This is a genomic window from Clostridium sp. M62/1 (assembly GCF_020736365.1).
Taxonomy (GTDB): Bacteria; Bacillota; Clostridia; order Lachnospirales; family Lachnospiraceae; genus Otoolea; species Otoolea saccharolyticum_A.
The window spans coordinates 464,040-490,231 of sequence record NZ_CP085988.1; the positions used below are offsets into that span (position 1 = coordinate 464,040).

General features: G+C 48.7%; 28 protein-coding genes. 26 read left to right on the forward strand and 2 right to left on the reverse strand.

The window, feature by feature from the left end:
- The first annotated feature begins 9 nt into the window (after positions 1-9).
- The 6 genes from LK436_RS02530 (at position 10) to LK436_RS02555 (ending at position 4,703) form a co-directional block, all read left to right on the forward strand.
- On the forward strand, positions 10-306 hold the full coding sequence (locus tag LK436_RS02530) for a 4-oxalocrotonate tautomerase (RefSeq protein WP_008397081.1): 297 nt from the start codon (positions 10-12) through the stop codon (positions 304-306).
- A gap of 79 nt (positions 307-385) precedes the next feature.
- Positions 386-670, forward strand: coding sequence for a hypothetical protein (locus LK436_RS02535; RefSeq protein WP_044930897.1), 285 nt, complete (start codon positions 386-388; stop codon positions 668-670).
- A complete protein-coding gene (locus tag LK436_RS02540) occupies positions 648-1,247 on the forward strand; it encodes a hypothetical protein (RefSeq protein WP_008397079.1) in 600 nt (199 codons plus the stop codon). The genes LK436_RS02535 and LK436_RS02540 overlap by 23 nt, the downstream gene beginning before the upstream one ends.
- A 46-nt stretch (positions 1,248-1,293) precedes the next feature.
- On the forward strand, positions 1,294-3,093 hold the full coding sequence (locus LK436_RS02545) for a VirB4 family type IV secretion system protein (protein ID WP_008397078.1): 1,800 nt from the start codon (positions 1,294-1,296) through the stop codon (positions 3,091-3,093).
- Between the two features lie 15 nt (positions 3,094-3,108).
- Positions 3,109-4,170 (forward strand): amidoligase family protein, encoded by a 1,062-nt coding sequence (locus tag LK436_RS02550; protein WP_008397077.1) that lies wholly within the window; start codon positions 3,109-3,111, stop codon positions 4,168-4,170.
- Positions 4,171-4,187: 17 nt separating this feature from the next.
- Positions 4,188-4,703 (forward strand): gamma-glutamylcyclotransferase family protein, encoded by a 516-nt coding sequence (locus tag LK436_RS02555; RefSeq protein WP_008397076.1) that lies wholly within the window; start codon positions 4,188-4,190, stop codon positions 4,701-4,703.
- A 33-nt stretch (positions 4,704-4,736) separates the two neighbouring features.
- Here LK436_RS02555 and LK436_RS02560 read toward each other — a convergent pair whose 3' ends face one another.
- Positions 4,737-5,072, reverse strand: a complete 336-nt coding sequence (locus LK436_RS02560) for a helix-turn-helix domain-containing protein (RefSeq protein WP_008397075.1) — start codon at positions 5,070-5,072, stop codon at positions 4,737-4,739.
- Positions 5,073-5,192: 120 nt separating this feature from the next.
- Between LK436_RS02560 and LK436_RS02565 the strand changes: the two genes are divergently transcribed.
- The 10 genes from LK436_RS02565 (at position 5,193) to LK436_RS02610 (ending at position 14,544) form a co-directional block, all read left to right on the forward strand.
- The gene (locus LK436_RS02565) at positions 5,193-6,233 is read left to right on the forward strand and encodes a C40 family peptidase (RefSeq protein ID WP_044930896.1); all 1,041 of its coding nucleotides are present in this window, start codon (positions 5,193-5,195) and stop codon (positions 6,231-6,233) included.
- Entirely contained in the window at positions 6,217-6,816 is a 600-nt protein-coding gene (locus LK436_RS02570; protein WP_008397073.1) for a DUF6329 domain-containing protein, read from the forward strand. Before LK436_RS02565 ends, LK436_RS02570 begins: the two co-directional genes overlap by 17 nt.
- 107 nt (positions 6,817-6,923) lie before the next feature.
- On the forward strand, positions 6,924-7,202 hold the full coding sequence (locus LK436_RS02575; protein WP_008397072.1) for a hypothetical protein: 279 nt from the start codon (positions 6,924-6,926) through the stop codon (positions 7,200-7,202).
- Between the two features lie 78 nt (positions 7,203-7,280).
- Positions 7,281-7,577 carry a DUF6103 family protein gene (locus LK436_RS02580; protein ID WP_008397071.1) on the forward strand — a complete coding sequence of 99 codons (297 nt, stop codon included), beginning with the start codon at positions 7,281-7,283 and terminating at the stop codon, positions 7,575-7,577.
- A gap of 356 nt (positions 7,578-7,933) precedes the next feature.
- Positions 7,934-8,347: a ribbon-helix-helix protein, CopG family gene (locus LK436_RS02585; RefSeq protein WP_044931003.1), complete on the forward strand. Its 414-nt coding sequence runs from the start codon at positions 7,934-7,936 to the stop codon at positions 8,345-8,347.
- An 86-nt stretch (positions 8,348-8,433) separates the two neighbouring features.
- Positions 8,434-8,721, forward strand: a complete 288-nt coding sequence (locus LK436_RS02590) for a hypothetical protein (RefSeq protein WP_008397068.1) — start codon at positions 8,434-8,436, stop codon at positions 8,719-8,721.
- 60 nt (positions 8,722-8,781) lie between these two features.
- The gene (gene mobP3, locus LK436_RS02595; RefSeq protein WP_008397067.1) at positions 8,782-11,475 is read left to right on the forward strand and encodes a MobP3 family relaxase; all 2,694 of its coding nucleotides are present in this window, start codon (positions 8,782-8,784) and stop codon (positions 11,473-11,475) included.
- Between the two features lie 13 nt (positions 11,476-11,488).
- Positions 11,489-12,424, forward strand: a complete 936-nt coding sequence (locus LK436_RS02600) for a DUF3991 and toprim domain-containing protein (RefSeq protein WP_044930892.1) — start codon at positions 11,489-11,491, stop codon at positions 12,422-12,424.
- A gap of 13 nt (positions 12,425-12,437) precedes the next feature.
- Complete coding sequence (locus LK436_RS02605) at positions 12,438-14,264, forward strand: VirD4-like conjugal transfer protein, CD1115 family (protein ID WP_008397065.1); 1,827 nt, start codon at positions 12,438-12,440, stop codon at positions 14,262-14,264.
- Between the two features lie 16 nt (positions 14,265-14,280).
- On the forward strand, positions 14,281-14,544 hold the full coding sequence (locus LK436_RS02610; RefSeq protein ID WP_044930999.1) for a helix-turn-helix domain-containing protein: 264 nt from the start codon (positions 14,281-14,283) through the stop codon (positions 14,542-14,544).
- A gap of 130 nt (positions 14,545-14,674) precedes the next feature.
- On the opposite strand, the gene LK436_RS02615 is transcribed toward LK436_RS02610, so the two are convergent.
- Positions 14,675-15,022: a helix-turn-helix transcriptional regulator gene (locus LK436_RS02615; RefSeq protein WP_147594752.1), complete on the reverse strand. Its 348-nt coding sequence runs from the start codon at positions 15,020-15,022 to the stop codon at positions 14,675-14,677.
- Positions 15,023-15,183: 161 nt separating this feature from the next.
- On the opposite strand from LK436_RS02615, the gene LK436_RS02620 reads away from it, so the two are divergent.
- The 10 genes from LK436_RS02620 (at position 15,184) to LK436_RS02665 (ending at position 26,155) form a co-directional block, all read left to right on the forward strand.
- Positions 15,184-15,360 carry a helix-turn-helix domain-containing protein gene (locus LK436_RS02620; RefSeq protein ID WP_008397060.1) on the forward strand — a complete coding sequence of 59 codons (177 nt, stop codon included), beginning with the start codon at positions 15,184-15,186 and terminating at the stop codon, positions 15,358-15,360.
- Between the two features lie 29 nt (positions 15,361-15,389).
- A complete protein-coding gene (locus LK436_RS02625) occupies positions 15,390-16,283 on the forward strand; it encodes a LysR family transcriptional regulator (RefSeq protein ID WP_008397059.1) in 894 nt (297 codons plus the stop codon).
- Between the two features lie 109 nt (positions 16,284-16,392).
- Positions 16,393-17,424 carry an alpha/beta hydrolase gene (locus LK436_RS02630; RefSeq protein WP_008397057.1) on the forward strand — a complete coding sequence of 344 codons (1,032 nt, stop codon included), beginning with the start codon at positions 16,393-16,395 and terminating at the stop codon, positions 17,422-17,424.
- A 38-nt stretch (positions 17,425-17,462) separates the two neighbouring features.
- A complete protein-coding gene (locus tag LK436_RS02635; protein WP_008397056.1) occupies positions 17,463-18,629 on the forward strand; it encodes an iron-containing alcohol dehydrogenase in 1,167 nt (388 codons plus the stop codon).
- Between the two features lie 36 nt (positions 18,630-18,665).
- Positions 18,666-19,361, forward strand: a complete 696-nt coding sequence (locus LK436_RS02640; RefSeq protein WP_008397055.1) for a flavodoxin — start codon at positions 18,666-18,668, stop codon at positions 19,359-19,361.
- A gap of 26 nt (positions 19,362-19,387) precedes the next feature.
- Positions 19,388-21,865: a carboxylesterase family protein gene (locus tag LK436_RS02645; RefSeq protein ID WP_147594751.1), complete on the forward strand. Its 2,478-nt coding sequence runs from the start codon at positions 19,388-19,390 to the stop codon at positions 21,863-21,865.
- A 22-nt stretch (positions 21,866-21,887) separates the two neighbouring features.
- Complete coding sequence (locus LK436_RS02650; RefSeq protein ID WP_008397052.1) at positions 21,888-22,586, forward strand: DUF4405 domain-containing protein; 699 nt, start codon at positions 21,888-21,890, stop codon at positions 22,584-22,586.
- A 17-nt stretch (positions 22,587-22,603) separates the two neighbouring features.
- Positions 22,604-23,479, forward strand: a complete 876-nt coding sequence (locus tag LK436_RS02655) for a flavodoxin (protein WP_008397051.1) — start codon at positions 22,604-22,606, stop codon at positions 23,477-23,479.
- 41 nt (positions 23,480-23,520) lie between these two features.
- The gene (locus tag LK436_RS02660; RefSeq protein ID WP_227910158.1) at positions 23,521-24,714 is read left to right on the forward strand and encodes an alpha/beta hydrolase; all 1,194 of its coding nucleotides are present in this window, start codon (positions 23,521-23,523) and stop codon (positions 24,712-24,714) included.
- Between the two features lie 73 nt (positions 24,715-24,787).
- Positions 24,788-26,155 (forward strand): MATE family efflux transporter, encoded by a 1,368-nt coding sequence (locus LK436_RS02665; protein WP_008397049.1) that lies wholly within the window; start codon positions 24,788-24,790, stop codon positions 26,153-26,155.
- Positions 26,156-26,192 lie beyond the last annotated feature (37 nt).

A 26,192-nucleotide genomic window follows, 5' to 3' on the forward strand; every position in this document is an offset into this window, starting at 1 on the left:
AGCGTTCCTATGGAGAACCGAAAAAATTTATGCGCAATGATCCCGGAAGCCCTGTATGAAAAAGTCGGGAAAGAAAAGGGACGGCTGGAAATGACACTGAACCAGTACGTTGAGATGGTACTGAAGGAACATTTTGAAGGAGGAAAGATAATGGCAAACGGGACAAGAACACTGGCATTTCAGGTATCAGAGGAATTATTTATGCGGATCAAGGAGCACTTAAAAAAGACAGGGCTTAGTCAGAAAGACTTCGTGATCGGGCTGATTGAGAACGCCCTGCAGGAAGCAGAGAAAGAAAAGCCGTAAGGGAGATAAGGAATGATTCAAATTTAGTGCCGCCGGAAGCAATATGCTGCCGGCGGTAAATTTATGTGGAGGTGAAGGTTTGTATATCTATCCGGACAACTTAAAATCCAGGGCAGTCTTATGGCTCTGGCAGCTTCGGGATATCGGTATCATCGGTGTGTGCGCTTTGATATCCGTTTTATCCCTTACACAGGCAGGATTTGTCCCGCCGATTGTCCTGACCGCGGTATATGCGTTTCTGACGATCCGCTTTGAGGATACAAGCATCCTGGATTTTATCCGGTATGCCTGTGCGTACTTTTTTACCAGACAGCAGCTCTATGAGTGGAGGTTTACGGAACATGAGCAGAGAGAAGAAACTTAAAAAGCAGGAGGCAAAGAGACAGGCTTCCACAAGGCAGCTCATCGGGGCAAAAGAGATCACGGACTACAGCCTTGTGACTTATGGACAGGGAGAATTGGTGTATTTTATCGTGAAGCCGACCAACATCTCTGTGCTCTCCCAGGCCAGCGTGGGGGCAAGGATCTATGCGCTGATGACGGTACTAAAAGGCGTAGCGGAAATTGAAATGTTGTGCTTAAACAGCCGGGAGAGCTTTGAGGATAATAAGCAGTTTTTGAGGTCCCGGATTGAGCAGGAGGAAAATCCCGTAGTCCGAAAGCTGCTGGAAAAAGACCTGACTCATCTGGATCGGATCCAGGTGCAGATGGCAACCGCCCGCGAATTTTTGATCGTAATCCGGTTGAAGGATGAAAAAGAAACCGAGGTGTTCCCCTATCTTGCGCGTATTGAAAAGTCCTTAAAGGAGCAGGGCTTTTCCGTCAAGCGTGCGGATAAGGAAGATATCAAAAGACTTTTAGCTGTGTACTATGAGCAGAACGTGACCACCGAAAAGTTTGAAGATTTTGACGGGGAGCGCTGGATTATCCCGGACGATTAAAGGAGGTACTCATTTGAGAAGAACAAATACAGCTGCGGCACCCGAAATGGCTGGGGATGTGAGAATCCAGGAATTTCTGGATATGATCGCCCCATCGGTCATCAAGTTTGAAACCGATCACTTTATCTGCGGCAATACCTTCCGCTGCGTGTGGGCGTTGAGGGAATACCCGACATCCACCGATGAGCAGGCGATCCTTTCCCATCTTGGGGAAAAAGACGGGGTGACCCTTCGGATCTATACCCGCCATGTGACGCCGATGGAGGAAAAGAAGATTATCAGCAACGCGGCGAACAAAAACCGCATGGACCGCAGCAATACGAACGATCTTCAGCAGACCGTGCTGGCGGAGAGCAACCTGCAGGATGTGGCGACAATTGTAGCACAGATGCACCGAAACCGGGAACCGCTCCTTCACACGGCGGTATATTTGGAGCTGTGTGCCCATGATATCGACCAGTTAAAGCTTCTTCAGACCGAGGTACTGACGGAACTGATCCGCGCAAAGTTAAATGTAGACCGGCTGATGCTAAGGCAACAGCAAGGGTTCCAGTGTGTAATGCCAACCGGATGGAACCTGTTCCGTGACCAGTTTGAGCGGGTGCTTCCCGCGAGCAGTGTGGCGAACCTATACCCTTTTAACTATTCGGGGAAAACGGATCCCAACGGATTCTATATCGGCAGGGATAAGTTCGGCAGCAACGTGCTGGTGGATTTTAACCGCCGGGCGGATGACAAGACCAATGCCAACATCCTGATCCTGGGAAACAGCGGCCAGGGAAAGAGCTACCTGTTAAAGCTTCTGCTCACTAACCTTCGGGAATCCGGCATGCGGATCGTGGCTCTGGATCCGGAAATGGAATATGAGGATCTGACGAATAACCTGGGCGGCTGCTTTATTGACCTGATGAGCGGGGAGTTTCTTATCAATCCTCTGGAGCCAAAGACCTGGGATGATACAGGAAGCCCGGAGGATCTGGATGCGCCGCAGACCTTCCGCATACGCTCCCGCCTGTCGCAGCATATCAGCTTCTTAAAAGATTTTTTCCGAAGCTACAAGGATTTCAGCGACCGGGAAATCGATGTGATCGAGATCATGTTACAGAAACTTTATACAAAATGGGGGATCAGCGATCAGAGTCCTTTTGACCGGATGGCCTCCACGGACTACCCGATCCTTTCCGACTTTTACACCTTTATCGAGCAGGAGTATAAGGATTTTGATGAAAACAAGAGACAGCTCTATACTGCAGAGATGCTCCAGAGCATCCTGTTGGGGCTTAACTCTATGTGTGTGGGAGCAGAGAGCAAGTTTTTTAACGGCCACACGAATATCACGGATGCGGGCTTTATTACTTTTGGAGTAAAAGGACTTTTACAGGCAGGGAGGAGCCTTAAAAATGCCCTGTTGTTTAATATCCTATCCTTTATGTCCGATGAACTTTTGACGGAAGGGAATACCGCGGCAAGCCTGGATGAGTTCTATCTGTTCCTTTCAAACCTGACCGCCGTGGAATATGTCCGCAACTTTATGAAGCGTGTCAGAAAGAAAGAATCGGCGGTCATCATTGCCAGTCAGAACCTGGAGGATTTTAATTTGGACGGTGTGAAGGAGTACACCAAGCCGCTGTTTTCCATCCCGACCCATCAGTTCCTGTTCAACGCCGGCAGTATTGATGCCAGATTTTATACGGATACATTGCAGTTAGAGGACAGTGAGTATAACCTGATCCGCTACCCACAGAGGGGCGTGTGTCTCTATAAATGCGGCAATGAGCGTTATAACCTGATGGTTCATGCACCGGAACACAAGGCGAGGCTGTTCGGAAAGGCAGGTGGAAGATAAAGGAGGTGACGGCAGATGGATCTCAAAGAACAGAGATTTGGGATCGAGATCGAGATGACAGGCATCACCCGTGAGGCCGCGGCGGAAACGGCGGCGGAATACTTCGGGACCCGCAGCCGCTATATCGGAACCTATTATGATGCCTACGCGGCGCTGGATCCGGAGGGGCGGCAGTGGAAATTTATGAGTGACGGAAGCATTGATGCGCAGAAAAGGGCAGGAGGAAAGAAGATATCGGCTGACCGTGAATACCAGACGGAAATGGTAAGCCCCATCTGCCGGTATGAGGACATTGCCTCCATTCAGGAGATTGTGCGGAAACTAAAAGAGCGGGGTGCCTTCGTAAACAAAACCTGCGGGATCCATGTGCATATCGACGCCTCTCCGTTCGATGCCAGGACGCTCAGAAATATCACCAACATCATGGCGTCCAAGGAGGATCTGATTTATAAGGCCTTGCAGGTCTCCGTGTCCCGCGAGCATTCCTACTGCAGGAAAGTGGAGCAGCGTTTTCTGGAGGAGCTGAACCAGAAGAAACCGAAAACACTGGATGGGGTGGAGCGCATCTGGTACGGCGGGGATAGCCGCAGGGATATGCACTATGATGACAGCCGCTACCACTGCCTGAACCTGCATTCCGTATTTCAGAAAGGGACCGTGGAGTTTCGGCTTTTCAACGGGACGCTCCATGCGGGTAAGATCAAAGCCTATATCCAGTTTTCTCTTGCAATCGGGGCGCAGGCGTTAAACCAGAGCTGTGCCAGCCGGAGGAAAACCCAGACGACCAATGAAAAATATACCTTCCGTACCTGGCTCTTACGGCTGGGATTAAACGGGGAGGAATTCGCCACAGCCCGCTATCATCTGTTGAAGGAACTGCCCGGCTGCATTGCATGGAGGGATCCCGCCCAGGCGGAGGCTCAAAAGGAACGGATGCGGCAGAAAAGGGAAAAAGAGAGGGAGGCGGCAGCATCGGAGCGGCAGGCCCCTTCCAGTGTGCAGGAGCCGAATCAAACAGAAGGAGCAGAAGATGCCGAGGTTTTGGAAGAAGCCCCGGCTTTTATGATGCGGATGTAGGAAAGGAGAATCGTGCAATGAGCAGGAAAGAGAGACTTTATATTGCCTACGGCAGCAACCTCAATCGGCCGCAGATGGCATTCCGCTGTCCGACCGCAAAGGTGGCCGGAGCGAGCGAGCTGAAAGGGTATGAGCTGCTGTTTCGAGGCGGAAGGCTTGGAGCGGTTGCGACCGTGGAACCCAAGGAAGGAAGCTCGGTCCCTGTGCTTCTCTGGAAAATCCGGGAAGCGGATGAGGCAGCGCTGGACCGCTATGAAGGATACCCCAGATTTTATGGGAAGCAGATGATGGAGGTGGATTTAAACGGGAAAAAAGTGTCGGCCATGGTGTATGTGATGACTCCCGGATATGAATTCGGGATCCCTTCGGAGCGCTATGCGGATACGATCCTTAAAGGCTACGAGGAGGCGGGATTTGATCCTCAGATTTTGGAGGATGCGATTGACCATGCCTATGAGCTTGTGGCTGAGATGGAAGAGCAGGCAGGAATGAAAGCCCGGTTCGGGATGGGAGGATTCGATACGTTCCACTAAAAAGCAAAGAAAAAGTGAGACGGAAGTCCCCGCTCACTTCTTTACGGCTGTAATTGCTTTGATATAAGAACGGAGCATCTCCTCCACATAAGGGAGATATTCCGGATCCAGACCGGACAGCATGGCGTTGACCGTTGACAGGTCTCCATGTTCTTCTTTTCCGAAGAGAATATAGTCGGCAGAGACTCCCAGTGCATGGCAGAGCTTTACAAGGGATTCAGCGGTAAAACTGCCGGAGCCAAGCTCGATGGTGCCTAAAAACGAGCTTGCCAGATCCGCTTTTTCCGCAAGAGTTTCCCGTGAATATCCGAGAGCTTCCCTGCATTTTCGGATCCGTCCGCCTATCTCTATATTGAACTGTTTTTTCAAACCATCACCACCTCATATACCCTTGATAGTGATAGTTTATCTTACTCAATCGAATATAAACATCATTGATAGAGGTTGATTGACAACCTGTATAAAGTATAATAGAAAGGGGGAATGCCTATGGCAGCTCCGGCCGCAGTAGTGGCGGCAAAGGCCGTCCTGGCCACGGCAGCGGATAAACGAACGAGGACTGTGGTTCTTTCTGTAGCTGCGGCACTGCTTGTTCCGTTTATCTTAATTATGACTGTTATCTTATGTACCTTATCCGGAGCGGCGGATCATAACACCTCAGCCGTAAATACGGCGTTTCATGGCGGGTATCTATCTTCAAAGGTACCAGGCCAATACCGGATGTACATTGAGAAGATGCAGGACTGCTTTCTTAATCTGGATCAGGCAGTCGCAGAGATTAATGACATGGCAGAGAATGAAACTTTAGATGCGGATCAGGTAAAATCGGTTTTTTATTCTCTGTTTTTTGGCGCGGACCAGCCCCGCATGGGCATGGAAGAATACCGGAAATTTGCAGATTGCTTTGTGGCGTATGAGGAGAGAGAGGACGAAGAAGGGGACAGCTATACGGTGGCTGTGCCGGTTCATGACCTGCAGACGGTCTATTTCAACCTGAATTCTGTGTTTGGCATATCGGCAGCCATGGAAACTCAGGTCAATGCGAACCGAATTTATACGCTGGTAAAATACGGACAAGCCCTGCCGGGAGGAAACGGTATGCTGCCGGGAGAGGCCATGGGAGACGGCAGCTTTGCGGCTCTGATGGCGGAAGCAACCAAATACATTGGCTGGCCTTATGTGTGGGGAGGAAGCTCGCCAGCGACCAGCTTTGACTGCAGCGGATATATTTGCTGGGTCTATACCAAGTCCGGTGTCTATAATCTTCCCCGTACCACGGCCCAGGGAATCTTCGATCAGTGTGCAGTAATCCCCAAGGAGGAAGCCAAACCCGGCGACCTGATCTTTTTTACAGGAACCTATGCGTCCGCAAGCCCTGTAAGCCATGTAGGGATCTATGTGGGAGGAAACCAAATGCTACACTGCGGGTCCCCCATCGGGTATGCCAATATTGATTCCGCTTATTGGTCCGGGCATTTCTATGCGATGGGGCGGCTTCCGGGAGGAGGGACTTATGAAAGCGACCTTTGAACGTAAGCCGGATTTTAACTTTAAGGATTTTGTCATTGAGAAAACAGTCGTAGTTCCTACGGAAGTGTTCGAGGATATGTTAAAGCATCCTCTGGAGGAGCGTCCTTTTATTACAGAGAACATCTCTTTGATGCATCAGGACGAGGGCGGCGTATACCACTGCCTCCTGGTTACCGGGAGGGGCAGAGCGGATGGAATCCTGGTGGAAAGTGAAGGCTATAGATACCCCAGATATGCGTCTTATGTGCCGGAGGCCGCCGCACTGCAGTACCCATCTCTCTCAAAGTGGAACATGGAATTGGCGTCCGCTGTGGATTTTATTATCACAGAAGGCACTGCCCAGACAACTGAAGGCAACTGGATTATAGACTTTGAAGAGCTGGAAGCCCGGACCGGTTTATGTGTGGATGGAAAGCCATTCCTGCAGGAGATGTTTAGAGATATGCTCTGGGATCGCCCGGAAACAGCCGATGTGATCATTGATGATGGCAGAATTGACATTGCTTATTATCTGGATTTCTGCCCAAATGTCTCGGAGAATCAGCAGGAGGAAGGTGTAGGAAGCGAGATGAAAATGCAGTGATAAAAGGATCTCTGTGAAAAAGTGACAAGAAGATTTGTCCGGTTCTCGTATCGACTTTTCCGGGGCGTTACGGTATCCTCTGTGGCTGAAAGGAGGGATCCGGACAGATGGATGGAATACTGGATCAATTGAATCAGGTGATCGAAGCCAGGCTCGCGCAGATCAAGGACGGGATGGAGGAGAAAAATCTAACGGAGTGCTTGAAAGAGACAAAAGAAGAAGTGGAGCGTATGGATCGGATTTTGCGCATGCTGCCGAGAGACGAAATGGAGTGGCTGAATGACAAGCTGTTGGAACGGCTTACCATTCCAATGGAGGAGCGGATGCGATATTACAAAACCGGCTTGTCCGATGCCATCGAGCTTCTGCGGTTTCTTAGAGCCTGAAAAAAGGATGGAACAGAAAGCGGCCTTTAAACGGCCGCCTGTTCTTGTCATATATTATAAAAAACAGGAGGACTGCGAATGAAGAATACAACCCTGACAGTAACGTTCAATACGGAGAAACTGGATGCGCTGACATTCCATATGGAAAAACGCGAAGCGGATCTGCAGACAGAGTTAAATGATACAGTCCAGCGGCTTTATGAAAAATATGTGCCGCAGGCAACCCGTGAATATATTGATGACAAGGTCTCCCGTGATGCTGCGGGAAAGGACCGTGCCCGCCGTCCGGTACGCCCGGCAGCCCGCAGATCGGAGGAGGAGAACTCAGAGAAAACCCTGGCGGGAGGCAACGCTGAACTGCTTCCACCCGTGTAAGCCCCTGTGGGCCGCCGTGTCGGCTTTTTGGGAAAGGAGTGGGACCTGCATCCCCTGACAGAAGATTTCGGCCATGTCGAGGCGATTTGGGAAAAGGGAAGAAAACCCTCCGGGAATGCTTTCCCAGGCGGGATTTTGACAGAGCAGGCAGGGTCGAAATGTGTGCAGGTTAAAGGGCGGGTGGCTTTAAAGAGCCTCCCTGCCCGCTTCACACCGCCCGGCAAAGCCGTGCGGGGATTTTCCTTTCCACCCATAAAATGGTCTTTAGAGAATCCAAGTGGCTTGGAGGGGAGTTAGGCAGGCTGTTTGGAAAAATGACAGGTGGCTTTGGAATCAACGGCGGAAAGGAGGCGTTTATGAGCGGAAATGCAGAGAAAACCAAGTTTTCCATTCGGGTGGATACGGAACTGGTTGCCCTGGCAGATGCTTATATCAAAGACAGCACGGTAAGGAACCGCACGGAGCTTATGGAAGATGCGCTGCGTTTCTACCTGGGATTTCTGACATCAAAGAAAGCGGAGGATTACCTGCTCCAGTCAATTTCCTCTGTGATGACGGGAACAATGCAGGACAGTGAAAACCGCTTGGCTCGCATGGATTTTAAAATCGCGGTGGAGTTGTCAAAGCTGTCCCAGGTCATCGCCTACACACATGATGTTGACGAGGAGGCCATGAAGCGCCTGCATACAAAATGTGTGGAGGAGGTCAGGCGCATCAACGGAGCGATTGATTTTGAAGATGCATACAAATATCAGAAGCGAGAAACCTAAAGGAACAGGAAAATCTTTGTTGGGTTTTGGTATAGACTTACCACTCAGAATTTGTTTATTGTGTGCTGAAAAAGGAGTGATCCGGTATGGACAAGAAGGAAATTTATGAGATGGTCATTCAGGAGATGACGGAGCATGCGCTGATGCGGCGCAGGGAAAGCTGTGAGGAAGAAGAACAAAAACTTTATCAGGAGATTGGTGTCTTATCGGAACAGAAACGGGATGTGCTTGCAAAGCTTTCAACTGAGGCTCGTCAGGTGATTGATGACTACATCACGAAAACAAATCTGATTGCACAGCATGAATGCGAGTATCTCTATGTACAGGGCGCAAGGGACTGCGTAGAGCTGTTAAAAAAGTTAGGTGTATTGTAAAACACAGAAAGAAGGGTCTGCTTCGGCAGGCCTTTCTTCTTTCAAGGAGAGGAAACCGGATTGCCAAAACTGATTTTTACTTCCCGGTATCTTAAAGACGCACCGGCAGCGCAGCTGGAAAACTATGTGCGATACATCGGTACACGCGAGGGAGTTGAAAAAATTGATGAAAGTAAATTGTATCTTCCAGCGACGGGCAATCAGAGACAACTGATCACTAAGCTCATCCGTGATATTCCACAGACAAAAGAACTGCTGGAATACACGGATTTTTTATTGAAGCCAACGATTGGCAATGCTTCTGAACTGATCTCTCGTGTGCTGGAGCAAAATGTGGATCTTATTGGGACGCGCAGAAACTATGTGGATTATCTTGCAAACCGTCCCCGCGTGGAGCGGGTGGGAGAGCATGGTCTTTTTACAGATGCCGGAGAGCCTGTCATCTTAAAAAAGGTACAGGAAGATGTGGCACAGCATAAAGGACCGATCTGGACCCATGTGATCTCTCTGCGGCGGGAGGATGCAAAACGGCTTGGATATGACTGTGCATCCCAATGGATGGCACTGCTTCGTTCCAAGCGCGCCATGCTTTGTCGGCACATGAAAATCGACAGCGCAAATCTCAGATGGTATGCAGCGTTCCATAACGAGGGCCATCATCCCCATGTGCATCTGGTGGTTTATTCCGCAAAAGAAAACGACGGATATCTTACCAAGCCGTCCATTGAAGCCATGCGCTCCGAACTGGCCCATGATATTTTCCGGCAGGACTTTGCAAACCTTTATGAGGAACAAAATCCGGCGAGAGAGGAATTGAAATCCGGCGCGGAGGATGTACTGCGGCAGAAACTGGAGGAACTGAAAAGCGGTGTCCTTGTGAATGGCCGGATTGAACGTATGATGATTACTTTGTCGGAACGCCTGCAAAATACGTCAGGGAAAAAGGTCTATGGGTATCTGAAACGGGATGTGAAAAATCTTGTGGATCAGATCGTGGATGAGCTGGAAAAAGATAAGCGTGTGTCGGAATTATACCAGGCTTGGGGAAAGTGGCAGAATGAGATTCTCCTGACCTATCGGAATGATTCGCTGCCCCTTCCTCCTTTATCGAAGCAGAAGCAGTTTAAAAGTATCAAAAACATGGTAATCGCGGAGGCGTTAAAGCTGGACGGTTCCCATTTTTCATTTGAGGATGCGCATGCTCCGGAGCCGGAGGAAGGTTGGGAACTGGAAGAATCTTTGGAGAGAGAAAACCTGTTGGAACCGGATGCTCTCTTAGAAGAACGGGAACTGCCGGAAGAGGGAGAAGCACAGAATCGACAGGAAGCATTTCATGCAGACTGGACTAAGCAGTATAAACTTGCGCGAAAATATCTGTATGGCGGAAACGATGTGGAGCAGGATTTTTCCCAAGCGCTTGTGTTGTTCCTTGCTGAAGCAAAAACAGGAAATGCGCTTGCCATGTATGATCTGGGGAGGATGTGCGCGGATGGGCTTGGGTGTGAAGCAGATCCGGAATTGGCAAAAGACTGGTACCGGAAGGCCCTGACGGCTTTCCTTTACGCAGAGCGCACGGGGAAAGAACTGAAGCTCCCCTACCTGTGGTATCGCATCGGAAAGATGTATGCTGCGGGGCTTGGGACAGAACACAAGGTAAGTGGCACCGAAGGTGCAGGAGAGGAAAACCTGGGCCGGGATTATGCATCCGCCGCTACATGGTTTTCAAAGGCGGTCTCACGAAACCATAAGTATGCTCAATATTCTCTTGCCGGATTGTATTACCGCGGGCAGGGAGTAGAGCAGGATTTTTCCCAGGCGTTCCTGCTGTATCAGTTGTCTGCCAAACAGGGAAACCCGTATGCATCTTATGAACTGGCAAAGATGCTTGGGGACGGGATAGGCACGGATCCGGATCCTTGGCAGGCGAAGGAACAGTTTGAGAAAGCATTTATCGGTTTTTCCGCTCTGGAGAGGGAAAGCCATGATGATAAGCTGCAGTACCGCCTGGGATGGATGCTCCATACCGGGACCGGCACAGAAAAGGATGAGGAACGGGCGGCAGAGTATTGGAAACAGGCTGCACAGCTCGGAAATATTCATGCACAGTATGCTCTGGGAAAGTTATGGCTTACGAATGGTGCCGGTAATCTAAAGCAGGCAGTGGAATGGATCGAGAAAGCGGCAGAAGCAGGGAACGGTGCTGCGCAGTATGCGTTGGCAAAAATCTATCGGGACGGAGAACATGTCTCAAAAGATATTGGAAAAGCAGTCGACCTCTTCACTTTATCTGCGGAACAGGGAAATGGGTATGCGGCTTATCAGCTGGGGAAATTGTATCTTGCCGGTGAAGAAATCCCAAAAGATGTGCAGGCGGCTGTGCGGTGGATGGAAGCTGCGGCTGAGAAAGGAAATTCCTATGCCCTGTATGCTCTCGGCAAGCTGTATCTCTGCGGGAAGGATGTCCCATACGATAAAGAGAAAGCTGTTTTTTATCTGCAGGCATCTGCCGAGCAGGGAAATATGTATGCACAGATTCTTCTGGAACATATGGGGTCATTTCACAATCCGTTCACCTTTCTTGCAGCAACTCGGCTTTTGCACCATTTGGAAAAACTGTTTCAGGAGGATTACTGGAAAGGCACAGGAGGTGTTTCCTATCACATCGACCGAAAGCGCAGAAGGAAACTGGCGGAGAAAAAGCAGGCACAGGGGCATAAACGGGATGACCATGAGCCGGTACAACAAGTTTATTAAGGGAGGTGGATGTATGGCCGGGTATGTTTATTTCACAGAAGAGCAGAAACAGCGGGCCAACCAAGTAGATCTGGAAGATTTCCTGTCCCGCCAGGGGGAGAAACTGCTGCGCTCCGGCAGGGAGAAGCGTCTGTCCAGCGATCACAGTATCACTGTGCGGGGAAACCGCTGGTATGACCATGCCACAGAAAAAGGCGGATATCCGATTGACTTTGTGAAGATGTTCTACGGGCAGAGCTTCCCCGATGCGGTAACGATGTTGCTGGGCGGAGAGCAGGGACAAACTTACCGTGAAAGCAGAAAAGTGGAACCGGAGCCACAAAAACCGTTTCTGCTTCCCGAAGCCAATCCGGATATGCGCCGGGTATTTGCATACCTTACCGGAACACGCTGCTTGGACCGAAGTGTGGTAAAAGTATTTGTAAAAGCAAAGATGATCTATGAGGATGCGGTGTACCACAATGCGGTGTTTGTCGGCTATGACTCAGACGGTGTTCCCCGTCATGCGCATAAGCGGGGAACTTATACGAAAGGGGAACCGTTCAAAGGAAATGTGGACGGATGCGATCCGAGATACAGCTTTCACTGGATCGGAAAGAGCGATATGGTCTATGTGTTTGAGGCGCCTATTGATCTGCTTTCCTTTATTTCCCTTTATCAAAAGGACTGGCGGATACACAGCTATGTGGCTCTCTGCGGTGTGGCGGAACATGCGCTTTTGCAGCTTCTATCCGATGTATCTCAGGTAAAAAGAATTGCATTGTGCCTTGATAATGATAAAGCGGGGATACAGGCGCGGGAGAGAATCAAACAGAGGTTATCGGAGCGGGGATACCGGGATGTATTCCCGCTCTTTTCACAGCAAAAAGACTGGAATGAGGATCTGCAGGCACTTACAAAGCCACCTCCAAAGCAGGAGGAGCAAGGATTTGCTATGCGGATGGACTGAAGGGAGGAATGAAATGGAAGCAGAGAACATTATCCTGTTTGTCTGCATCGGACTTGGGATGTTTGCGGTGATCGGCGGTCTTGCGATGCTGTCCAATTACTATACGTTAAACGGAATCAAGTCACGGACGGTCGGAGACGGCCAGCATGGGACCGCAAGGTTTGCCACGGAGAAAGAGATCCGGGAGACATACGCTCATGTCTCCTATGAACCGGAAAAATGGAGGCGCGGGGAAGCTCTTCCTACGGAGCAGGGACTGGTGGTGGGATATAAAAAGAAAGGGAACTCCATTACAGCCCTGGTAGACAGCGGAGATATCCACTGTTTGATGATCGGGGCGGCTGGTGTCGGCAAGACTGCTAACTTTTTATACCCGAATATTGAATATGCCTGCGCATCAGGAATGAGCTTTCTGACAACCGATACCAAGGGTGACCTGTTCCGAAATTATGCGGGAATCGCAAAGGAGTGCTACGGCTATCATATTTCCATCCTGGATCTCAGAAATCCTACCCGCTCGGATGGAAACAACATTTTGATGCTGGTCAACAAATATATGGATGAATATCTGCTGGATCCGAAGAATCTGGCGGCAAAGGCCAAGGCGGAAAAATACGCGAAGATCACAGCAAAGACCATCATCAGTTCGGATGGTGCATCCGCCAGCAGCTACGGACAAAATGCATTTTTCTATGATGCGGCGGAAGGGCTTCTGGCATCGGTGATCCTGCTGATTGCGGAATACTGCCCGCCGGAGAAAAGGCATATCATTTCGGTGTTTAAACTGATCCAGGATCTGCTGGCCCCGTCCCCGGTAAAGAACCGGAGCCTGTTCCAGCTTTTGATGGATAAGCTTCCGCCTACCCATAAGGCAAAATGGTTTGCCGGCGCTGCGCTCAATTCTGCGGATCAGGCCATGGCGTCCGTGCTGTCAACCGCTATGAGCCGTCTCAATGCCTTTCTGGACAGTGAGATGGAACAGATCCTGTGTTTTGACAGTTCCCTGGATACGGAAACCTTTTGTTCCACGAAGTCAGCCATATTTATTGTCCTGCCGGAGGAAGATAATACAAAATATTTTATGGTATCCCTGTTCCTCCAGCAGCTCTACCGGGAGATGCTGACCATTGCGGATGAGCATGGAGGAAAGCTCCCGAACCGTGTGATGATGTTTGCGGATGAGATCGGGACGATCCCCAAGATTGAATCCATGGAGATGATGTTTTCCGCAGGGCGTTCCCGCCGCATCAGTATGGTGCCGATCATTCAGTCCTTTGCACAGCTGGAGAAAAATTATGGGAAGGAAGGGGCAAGCATTATTATTGACAACTGCCAGGATATCCTGTTCGGAGGCTTTGCACCCAATTCGGAAAGCGCGGAGATCTTATCAAAGGCACTCGGCAACCGCACGGTGTTGTCCGGTTCCATATCCAGAGGGAAGAATGACCCCAGCCAGAGCCTGCAGATGATGAGCCGACCCCTGATGTCGCCGGATGAATTAAAAACTCTGCCGAAAGGCCGGTTCATTTTGGCAAAGACCGGATGTTTTCCGATGCAGACGCAGCTTCCCTTGTTTTTGAAATGGGGGATTCGATTTGGAAAGCCTTATGAAGTCCCTGAGCAGTCGGCGAGGTCGGTGGCTTATGCGGATCGGTTTGAGCTGGAGCAGGAGATCGTGCGCCGAAGGGATGAAGAGGAAGATAACGGATGGGATGATATGCTGGAAGGAGAAAATGCATCAGGCGAAGGAGGGCAAATCCATGCCGCGGTTCCGCAGCCGGGAGAATTACCGGGAAAGCACAGGAGAACGGCCAGGCGTCCGCCCCTTCGCACGGATTAGAAAGGCGGTGAAGCCCATAGGATATTTTTCTAAGATATACGCTGAGGAACTGCCGCATCGGGCAAAAGCGGTGTATATGTACTTGAAAGACCGCAGCGACAAAAAGGGGCAGTGCTATCCGGCAATTGGGACAATCGCAAAGGAGCTGCATCTGTCACGCAGGACGGTGGAGCGGGCGATTGAAGATCTGATTCGCGCCGGCCTTCTTAAAAAGGAGCAGCGGTGGCGGGAAAATGGTGGAAGGAGCAGCCTGCTTTATACACTGACCGACAGCAGTTAAGAAGAAAAAAATACGCCGCCAAGGGGATGCTTTGCTCTCTTGGTGGCGTATGGAATATGGCACCATGACGTATGCAGGGAAGGGAACACCTGAAGAAATCGTTTAAGATCAGAGAAAAAGAATAGTCGTTTCAACAGTCTGCACGATACGTTTCCAGCATGGACAGGATCGTGCTGCGGATTACCTGTTTGTCTCTGCTGTTTAACCGCATCATCATACGGATCAGCTGTTCATCCTCGCCGTCAATGGTCTGTAACTGTGGGTGGAGGATGGCATCTCCCGGTATATTAAGCACATCTACCAGGCGGAGAAGAATATCCAGACTGGGGCGTTTCTCTTCATTTTCCAAGGCCATAAGGAAGCGGGTGGTAATGCCGACTTTTTCAGCGACCTCATCCTGTGTACGCTTGGCGTCCAGCCGATATTTTTTAAATATAGGTCCCATGTAGGAAATATCCAACTTTTCCAGTCTATCCACTATCAGTTCACCTCCAACACCATTGTACAGTTCGGGTAAGGATTGGAGAACGTTTGCAAAGTTCGTTAAAAACACGAACTAAATATACAAAAGACTTGACAATAGTGCGAATAAACGAATAATATTCAGTATAGAATTTAAATTTAGAAAACGAAAAAACTATGGATTACATATCGGTTAAAGATGCAGCAATTAAATGGAATATTTCTGAAAGACGTGTTCAAAAGCTTTGTGAGTCGGGGCGAATAGAAGGTGTGCTTCGGTTTGGAAGATCGTGGATGATTCCGAAAGGGGAGGAAAAGCCTGCTGATAAACGACGGCGCATAATTCAGAAATAGTCTTAATATTTAAAGAGGTGAAAGGATATATGTATAATCCACAATTAGAAACATTTCTTTGTGTTGCCGAGTGTGGGAGCTTCAATAAAGCTGCAGAAAAATTATTTATCTCTCCGCCCGCTGTAATTAAGCAGATTAATCTTCTGGAGGAAAGCCTTGACCTTCAGCTTTTTGTCCGTACTCATCGGGGCCTTAAACTCACGGCTGCAGGGAAATCACTGGAAAAAGATACCCGATATATCATTCAGTACTGTAATGCATCGGTTACACGGGCTAAGAATGCAATGCAAAAGGATAAAGAAGTTATCCGCATAGGTAACTCTCCTATGACTCCTGCGGAGGCTATTGTTAATTTGTGGCCGAAGATCAAGGATGAATGCCCGGACATTAAGTTCCAGTTGATCCCGTATTATAATACCCCTGAAAATGCCAGGGAGATCCTTGCGAATCTGGGGGAAAATATCGATGTCGTGCCAGGAATCTTTGATGAAACGATGCTGGAACTGCGCAAGTGTGCAGGTCTTGAGATATCCAGGGAACCGATCTGCTGTGCCGTGCCCATTCACCATCGTTTGGCAGAGAAAGACTCGCTTACCGTTAAGGACCTTTATGGAGAAAAACTGATGCTCATAAGACGTAACTGGAGCCATCATGTAGATCTTTTACGGGATGAGATCTGGAAAAACCACCCGCAGATCCAGATCGTAGATTTTGATTTTTATAATACAGATGTGTTTAATGAATGCGAAAACAATAATTATATTTTAATGGCGATACAAAAATGGCAGTATGTACACCCATTTTTGAAGATCGTGCCTGTGGACTGGAGCTTTTCCATACCATATGGACTCCTCTATGCGACAAAACCTTCGCCTGTTGTGCGTAAATTTTTAAATGCGGTGGAAAAAGTGACTCATCAATAGCATCAAGTAACTGATAACCTTTAAGTTTATACTGCATAACCAATCGAGACTTCTTTGGAAGTCTCCTTTTTTTTATAATAAAACCATCAAAGAGCAAGGGAAGTGAAACATGAACATCGGGAAAGTATTTTTGGGACTCTTATGCATCCAGCTTAGCCTGAATGGCTGCAGCACTCAAAGTCAGGCTTCGGTGCAGGCCTCTGAATTTTCAGAAGGCGAAGAAGATGAATATGTAACAGCTTCCGTAAAAAAGGATATGATGATAACACCGTTCGCTGAAGATACACCGATCAATACTGTGGCAAGCGATTCCGTGTTCGGTGACTATGGGCGTCTTTTATTTCCTGTTGATGACTGGTACATGAATGGAGATACTTTGGGAGAATTGAGGCTTACCTGGTACAACAATATCGATCCCAAGGAGACAGTAGAGATCGTAAATACACTCTGGCAGCGGGCAAATGCCGGAGAAACGGTGTTTTATGATATCTATACGGATGAAGAAAAAACAGCAGATCCTGCTAAGGAGGATACAGGCTTGTTTTTCTTTAAAGGCGATCCGGGAGCAAAATTTGCAGTATGCAATGCCGGCGGAGGATTTGCATATGTGGGAGCCATGCAGGACAGCTTTCCGCATGCTCTGGAACTGTCAAAACTTGGATATAACGCATTTGCATTGATCTACCGCCCAGGAGCACAGACTGCCTGTGAAGATCTTGCAAGAGCCATCAGCTTTATTTTTGAACATGCAGATGAGCTGGAAGTGGATACAGACTGCTATTCCCTGTGGGGCGGTTCTGCGGGAGGGCGCATGGCGGCATGGCTTGGAACCTACGGCCCGAAAGCCTTTGGAGGTGACGATCTTCCAAGACCAGGCGCAGTCATCATGCAGTACACTGGGCACAGTGAATATTCGGAGCAGGATCCGCCTACCTTTGCCTGCGTGGGAGAAAGAGATGGCATTGCAGACTGGCACATTATGCAGAGAAGGCTTGAGGCCATGAGTGCAGCGGGAATCTCAACGGAATTCCACCATTATCCGGGCCTGCCCCATGGTTTCGGACTGGGAACAGGTACAGCTGCGGAAGGATGGCTTAATGAAGCTACAGCATTTTGGGAGGCACAGATGCCGACTGATTGACATAGATAAACAGATGAACAAAGAAAGGAAGCAGTGATATGAACAACTTTATTTTTCAAAATGCAACGAAGGTTTATTTTGGCAAAGGATGCGTAAAGGAGTATCTTGCATGCCTTACAAAAGATGCGGATACGATCTTGCTTGCCTATGGCGGAGGAAGCATCAAGAGAAACGGAGTTTACGATGAGATTACCGACATCCTCAAAAAGGAGGGAAAGACCATAGTTGAATTCTCCGGCATCATGTCAAATCCTACATATGCCAAGGTACAGGAGGGAGCAAAGCTCGCAAGAGATAATCATGCGGATATGATCCTTGCGGTAGGGGGCGGAAGCACCATGGACTGCTGCAAAGCAGTTTCCCTTCAGGCAGGATATGACGGAGACATTTGGGAGGATTTCTGGGCACATCAGGGTGTTATTGACTTTGCTCCGCTTCCTCTTGGAGTGATCGTTACTGTAGCAGGTACTGGGAGTGAGTGCAACGGCGGCGCAGTCATCACAAATGAAGAGAAGAAGATCAAGATGGGCAGGGATTACCCGAAACTGAATCCGACATTTGCACTGATGGATCCTACCTATACTTATTCAGTACCTATGGGACAGATGGTATCCGGCAGCTTTGATATTTTGAGCCATATCATGGAGACTTATTTCAGTGAGCCTGATGAGGATAACGTATCTGACGATATCATGGAAGCATTGATGAGAAGCGTAATAAGAAATCTGAGGGAGGCCATGAAGAACTCCGAAGATTATACAGCTCGTTCCAACCTTATGTGGGATTCAACCATGGCTGAAAACAGAGTCATAAAGATGGGAAAAAAGTGCGACTTTGAATGTCATAACATGGAACACCAGCTGGGAGCATACTCAAACTGTAATCACGGACAGGGCCTTGCTGTCATCCACCCTGTATATTACAGACATATCTATAAGGAAGGACTGTCTAAGTTCGTAAGATTTGCAAAGAATGTATGGGAAATCAGTGATGAAGGCAGAGATGAAGATGCTCTTGCGGTGGCAGGGATCAGTGCGCTTGCGGAATTTATTAAGGAGATCGGACTTCCCACTAAACTTAAGGAGATTGGAGTAAAAAAAGAGCAGCTTAAGGAAATCGCTGATTCCTGCGGCATCTCTCAGGGTAGCTATAAGGTCATGACGCACGAAGAAATCCTTCAGATATTTGAAGAGTGCTATGAATAAATAAAACTACAGACTTAGAGAGGAGAATACTGAATTATGAAAAAGAGACTGACGATCATTTTGAGCCTTGCAGTTTTAATGGGACTTGCAGGCTGCAGCAATCGCTCTGAAGCCGAGACTGAAGCGACGACAGCAGCACAGGAGACGGAAGTGGCTGCGGAGGAAACTACAGCAGGGGAGACAGAGAGTGAAGCATCGGAAGAAAACACTGAAACTGGCACTTCTGAAGAAGCTGATTCTGAAGCAGGCAGCGGCACGTTGGTCGTATATTATTCTGCTACAGGAAATACCGAGGCGGCGGCAAATTACATCGCAGATATCACAGGCGGGGATTTGTTTGAGCTGGAGCCGGTAGAGCCTTATACGGATGATGACCTTAACTGGACCGATGATAACAGCAGAGTTACTCTTGAACATGAGGATGAGAGCCTGAGAGATGTGGAACTGGTAGCTGATACGGTAGATAACTGGGACAGCTATGATACGGTATTTATCGGGTATCCTATCTGGTGGGGCATAGCGGCATGGCCTGTTGATACATTCGTGGAAGCAAATGACTTTACCGGAAAGACTGTCATCCCGTTCTGTACATCTTCAAGCTCCGGCATTGGAGACAGCGGAAATCTCCTTGCAGAGATGGCAGGCACCGGAGACTGGCAGGAGGGCATGAGATTCAGCTCTCGCGTTGCCGAAGAGGATGTGCAGGAGTGGCTTGACAGCCTTGGAATGTGATCAGAAAAAGGATGCTTAGACGAGACATGAAAAATAATAACGTAAAAAAGCTTCCTTTCGTTGCTATAGCGGGAGCAGCAATGTTCCTGCTGGCAGCTTGCGGAAGCAGCAATTCCGAAACAACTGCTGCTGAGACTGCTGCACAGGAGACGGAAGCGGATGAACTTCCTGATGGCGTGGTAGAAACAACAGAAGGGATGATACAGGGATCGAATGAGGACGGAATATATCGTTATCTGGGGATCCCTTATGCAGAGGCAAAAGAACGCTTTGTCCCTGCAGAAGATGTGGAGCCTTGGGACGACGTATTTGTAGCCGACAGCTATGGGCCCATGTCCCCTCAGGGATCTATATCAGGCGTGGGAGGCGATTCGAATCAGGATGGCACGGACAATAACTGCCAGAATCTGAATATCTGGACACCCGGAATCAATGACGACGAGAAACGTCCGGTCATGGTATGGCTCCATGGCGGCGGCTTTTCCACAGGCTCTGCCAATGAGGCAGGGTATGACGGAGAAAACTTGAGCCGTAAGGGAGATGTGGTAGTCGTAGGAGTCAACCACAGGCTCAATACCTTTGGTTTCCTGGATCTTTCCGCTTATGATGATAAATATCAATACTCGTCAAATGTGGGAATCATGGACATTGTGGATGCGCTGCAATGGATACAGGATAATATTGAAGCTTTTGGCGGAGACCCCGATAATGTGACGATATTCGGACAGTCCGGAGGCGGAGCAAAGGTGCTTGCATTGATGAGCTCTCCTTATGCAGAAGGCTTATTTGAAAGGGGGATCGTGGAGAGCGGCGCTACCGCAACGATGGGACCTGTCTTTAATTCTCAGGAGGCAAGCACAAGACTCGCGGAACATATTCTCGATAAGCTCGATATAGATCCTGAAAATGTGGATGAGATACAGGAAGTACCGGTTGATGAGCTTCAGGCGGCTGCTGCGGAGGCACTTTCTGAGACTGGAAATGAGCTTCAGATCCCTGCTGCACTTGGTGGAGGATATTCTATGGATTGGCAGCCTGTAATTGACGGAGATTTCCTCCCGACTGATCCGGTAAATGGAGATTCCTTTGCGGATGCAGGCAGAGATATACCGCTTCTGATCGGAAGCAATTTAAACGAATGGAGCGGATATTTTGAAGCTGATCCGATTGAGGGATCGGATGAGCTTACCGAAGCTCTGAGAGAAGCTTATCCAAACAAGCCTGAGCTTACTGCAGATATGGTGGATACGACTACGATCAGGATCCCGATCCTGAATATCATGGATCATAAGGTTGCTCAGGGCGGAGCTCCTGTATATGCATATATGTTTACATACGGAGATTCGTATCATACAGCGGAAATACCTTATGTGTTTAACAACGTGGAAAATGCTACGGATGAGCAGCAGGTTCTTGCTGATCAGATCAGTGAGGCATGGATCAACTTCGCGAGAAACGGCGTTCCTTCCGCAGAGGGCCTTCCCGAATGGGATCCTTATACCTTGGATGAAGGAGCAACCATGATTCTGGATACAGATTCGTATATGGCTTATCACCATGATGATGCACTCCTCTCGCTGTTGGTACCCGGATATACTCCCACATGGCAGACCTTAAGCAGTGCTGAGTCTCAGGAGGCCGGAGGATCAGCTGACGGAATAGTCACATCAGCAGAAGGCCTTCCCTTTGAAAGAGGGCAGCAGGTCTCAGGAGAATTTACGGGAAATGTATGGCTGGAGCCGCTTATTCCTCTCGATGATACTTATAACTTTCCTGCGACAAACAATATCATTTTTGAACCCGGAGCAAGAAGCTTTTGGCATTCTCACGGAGGAATGACGATTATTGGTACCGGAGGGGTCGGTTATTATCAGGAAGAAGGAAAGCCTGCACAGATCATTAAAAAAGGCGATGTGGTTCAATGCCCTGAGGGAGTGATGCACTGGCACGGCGCAGCGCCTGAAAACTGGTTTTCACAGATCGTGATCTTTGATTCCCAATATGTTCCCGCAGGGGATGCTCCTGAAAGCAGGGAAGTAACATCCGATGAATATCAGAATCTTGAAGCAGCGGAGTATGTACCTTCGCATTCTGCGGGAGATGAGTTTATGTTTGCCCGTGCGGCGGAGCCTATGACCTCCGATACCTTCAGTGGCCCTGTATATGTTTCTGAGATTATAGGCGAGGATAATGCCGCAGGCGCTCCGGGACTTCACTATGTAGTATTTGATCCCGGTGCCATTAATAACTGGCATACGCACGAAGGTGGACAGATTCTGATTGCTACAGATGGCATTGGCTATCATCAGATCAGAGGCGGTGAGGTACAGGTTATGCATCCAGGCGATGTGGCATTCTGTCCTCCGGGAGAGGAGCATTGGCATGGAGGAAGCGCAGGTACATCCTTTGCTCATATAGCTATCAATACCAACCCGGAACTGACAGGCCTTATTTGGGGTGATCGTATCACGGATGAGGAGTACGCATCGCTTCCTGCAGAATAATTATTCCGGAAATAAACCTATAATGCAGAAGTATAACGATGAAAGGATAAAGGGAAACATGCCGTTTAAAGTAAAGCTGAGGCTCATAACAGACCTTTCAATGGTGGCAGCGCTGCTCCTTCTGATGCCTTACTCGCTTCTTGGAGAGAATGCTCACGAGTGGATCGGGATCATTATGTTCCTTCTCTTTATCCTTCATCACAAAATGAACCGCGCATGGATCATAAATCTGAGACATGGGAGGTACACGATAGCCCGTTTGATCGGAACGATTATAGATACCCTTATCCTTCTTACAATGCTTGGTTCCATGACAAGCGGGATACTGATATCGAGGTATATCTTCGATTTCCTTCCGGTTAACAGTGAGATCGATGAGCTTGGAAGAGCAGTTCATTTGTTCTGCGGATTCTGGGGATTTGTACTTATGAGCTATCACGCAGGACTTCATTTGGGAATGGTTAAAGGAATGCTTGGCGCAGGTAATGCAAAAGATAAAAATAGTTTCTTGCCAAATCTGGGAGGATTTGCTGCGGCACTTTACGGAGCTTGCGCATTTTATCGGCATCGTATCATTTCCTACCTGCTTTTACAGACCCATTTCTTGATGCTTGATTTTAATGAAACATTGGCTCACTATTTGTTTGACCATGTTATGATCATGATCCTGTTTATGTGGTTCGGATATTATTCGGATAGATTTTTAAAAATTAAAAGATAAAAGAGGTGAAATTAAGGATGAAGAAGATATTTTTAAGACTTATCTCTGCAATCATTATGATCACTGCAGCTATGTCTATGACAGTATTTGCCCAAGGCTGGACTCTCGGACAGGAAGAAAACAGCGGAAGATGGTGGTATGACCTCGGAAACGGACAGTATTACGGACAGCCCGGTCAGGAAGTAGAATGGCAGTGGCTGGATGGAAATGCTGACGGAACGGCAGAATGCTATGCATTTGACAGTCAGGGATGGATGTATGCAGATACGACTACACCTGACGGATATACGGTTGATTTTAACGGAGCATGGACCATAAATGGTGCGGTACAGACGCTGGCGGTAGCAGCCGGTTATGCCGGAACAGGAAGGCAGACTGCTTTTGATACCTCCACAGCAGATACCGAGCCTGCACAGGAAGGCTGGATACTTATCGCATATTTCTCCAAGACAGGCAATACAGAAGAAGCGGCACGCATGATACAGGACATCACTGGTGCGGATATTTTTGAAATTATTGCAGCAGACGCATATCCGCAGAGTTATCAGGAAACTGTGGACAGGGCAAGGACCGAGCTTGATACCAATACACGTCCAGCGCTTGCATCGGAAGTAAGTGATATGCAGGATTATGATGTAATCCTTCTTGGGTATCCTATTTGGTGGCATACAGAGCCTATGATCATCAATACCTTCCTTGAAAGCTATGATCTTAATGGAAAGCTTATCATTCCCTTCTGTACCAGCGGCGGAAGCGATATCAGTGAAAGCATCCCTGATCTGACTGCGGTAGCGGGTGCGAGAGGCGCAAGAGTCGGAAACGGACTTACGGCAAATTATATAGACGAAGCCGCTATAAGAAGCTGGCTTTCCGGAAACGGAATTTTGGTTTAAGTTTTGATAAAAAGTAAAAAAGAATGGAAGGAAAAAACCATATGAGAAAGAAATATAAAACTGCCGCACTGATGATTGCGGCGGCAATATCGGCGGCAGCTCTTTCGGGATGCTCTAATTCATCCGGAAGCACGCAGACAGAGGCGGCAACTGAAGCAGCCGCAGCTCCAGAGGCAGAGACTACCGAAGCAGAGTCTGAGACTGAAAGCGAAGCTGAGGCGGCTGTAGCTGCTTCAGAAGACAGCGATGTGCTGATGATCGCAGACCAGGGCATTTTCTCTGCAGGCGGCACCACCATCACCTCTGATGGGACCTTTAACCCTGAGGACCATTGGGAGGAGACAGGCGCAGGCCAGACTGCCCATGTAGATCATGCAAATGTGCTTTTTCAGATCCCCGCAGAGGAAACCGGACTTCCGATGGTATTCCTGCATGGTTACGGACAGTCCCGTATGGGATGGATGACGACTCCTGACGGGCGTGAGGGCTGGTCGGATATGTTCCTGCACATGGGACACAGCGTATGGCTGATCGATGAGCCCCACAGAGGAGAGGCCGGAGCTACCTCCGTTAGTGGTGATATCAGTACCAAGACCCTTGACCAGCGTTGGTACACACAGTTCCGTATTGGGAGATGGGAAAATGGCGAGTCAGTAGCCAACGAAGGCTCACAGTTCCCAAATGACCTGGAATCAGTGGATCAGTTCTTCCGGCAGATGACGCCTGACACCGGCATGACCAGCGATATGGGCGCAGATTTTGACAATGATCTTGTGGCACAGGCGGTGGCAGCGACTATCGATGAAGTCTATGAGCGCACGGGCAAGGATTCCATCCTTGTGACTCATTCCCAGGGAGGAGGTCCCGGTTGGACGGCGGCAAAATACACGGACCATATTGCAGCGATTGTTGCTATTGAGCCCGGCGGAGCTCCTGCACCTGATTCAGAGGATTTCAATGCCGTGCTTGAGAAAAATATCCCTGTGACTATGTATTTCGGCGATTATATCGATAACGGCGATCCAGCTATTCAGGCGACTGCCGCATGGCAGGCAATGCGCCAGGCATGCTACGACTTTGAGACTGCCTATAATGAGCAGGGAGGAAACTGTACGGTAGTGGACCTTCCTGAAGAGGGCATTACTGGCAACGACCACTTCATGTTCCAGGATCTTAATAACGATGTGATCGCAGACCATATCGAGACATGGATCGAAACAAATGTTGAGCAGTGATTTCAGAAATTAGTTTTAGACAGACCTGCCGGAATGCAAGATACTCCGGCAGGTCAAAAAAGAAGGGTAGAGTATGTTAGCGGCTAAAAAGAAAGAAATATCGGAGAAAGAACTTTTTGAAGAGATGCCGGTGGCAAGGGCAGTGGCAATCCTTGCAATACCTACCGTGATCAGTCAGGTCGTAACCATGATATACAACCTGGCTGATACGTTTTTTGTGGGACAAATAGGAGATCCGCTTATGGTGGCTGCAGTATCGCTGGTATCGCCCTGGTTTAATCTGCTTACGGCATTGGGAAATCTGTTCGGCCTTGGCGGCAGCAGCCTGATATCAAGGCTTATGGGTATGCAGAAGCAGGAAAATATTAAATACGTTTCTTCATTCTGCGTATGGGGAGGCGCATTCACTACACTTATATTTTCTGTACTTACGTATATATTCAGAGTTCCGCTTCTTACATTTCTGGGAGCAAGTACGGATACCATGAGATATGCCATGGATTACCTGAATTGGGTAGTCGTCATAGGGGGAGTGCCTACTATGACCGGACTTGCGCTTGGACATCTTCTCCGAAGTGAGGGCCATGCAAAGGAGGCCAGTACAGGCATGATGTTCGGCGGAATCCTCAATGTTATACTGGATCCGGTATTTATATTTGGGTTTGATCTAAATGTAGCGGGGGCGGCGATGGCAACGGCTCTTTCCAATACAGCTTCGGTAGTTTATTTTGTGATACAGTTCATGCGTCTTCGAAAAAAGACCTCAATCTCACTAAATATTGGCTCTTTTTCGTTTCGATATGTAAGAGATGTGTTTTCGGTAGGGCTGGCATCGGCTCTTGCGACAACCCTTGGGAATGCCTCCAACATGGTTATGGTACATCTTGCCTCAGGCTACGGTGATATCCCTGTGGCGGCATACGGAGTGGTAAAGCGTATCGATCAGTTCCCGCTGAATGTCTCCATGGGGCTTTGTCAGGGCTTCATGCCCCTTGTGGGTTACAATTTTGCGGCAAAGAATTATGACCGTATGAAGAAGATATCGACATTTTCGTGGAAGACAGCCATCATCATGTCGGCCTGCTTTATTACCTGTTTTGCAGCCTTTGCACCCCAGATCCTGCATCTGTTTATACCGGAGGAACAGACAAGTACGCTGGGAGCAGCTTTCCTTCGCATTGCCTGCCTGGCAGTGCCTCTTACAAGCGTTAATTTTCTGATAAGCTATACGCTTCAGGCCATGGGAAAGGGCGCTCAGTCCGCAGCGCTTACTTTCAGCCGACAGGGGCTCCTTAACATACCGCTGCTTTTGGCTATGAATTATTATGTGGGGCTCTATGGAATGATCTGGACCCAGCTTTTGGTGGAGATCATCATGCTTCCGGTATCTCTTGGAATGTATTTTCATGTATTTCAGGGGCTTAAAAGGAATCAGTCATAAACTTATAACCTGTAAGTTCATACTACATAACAAAGAG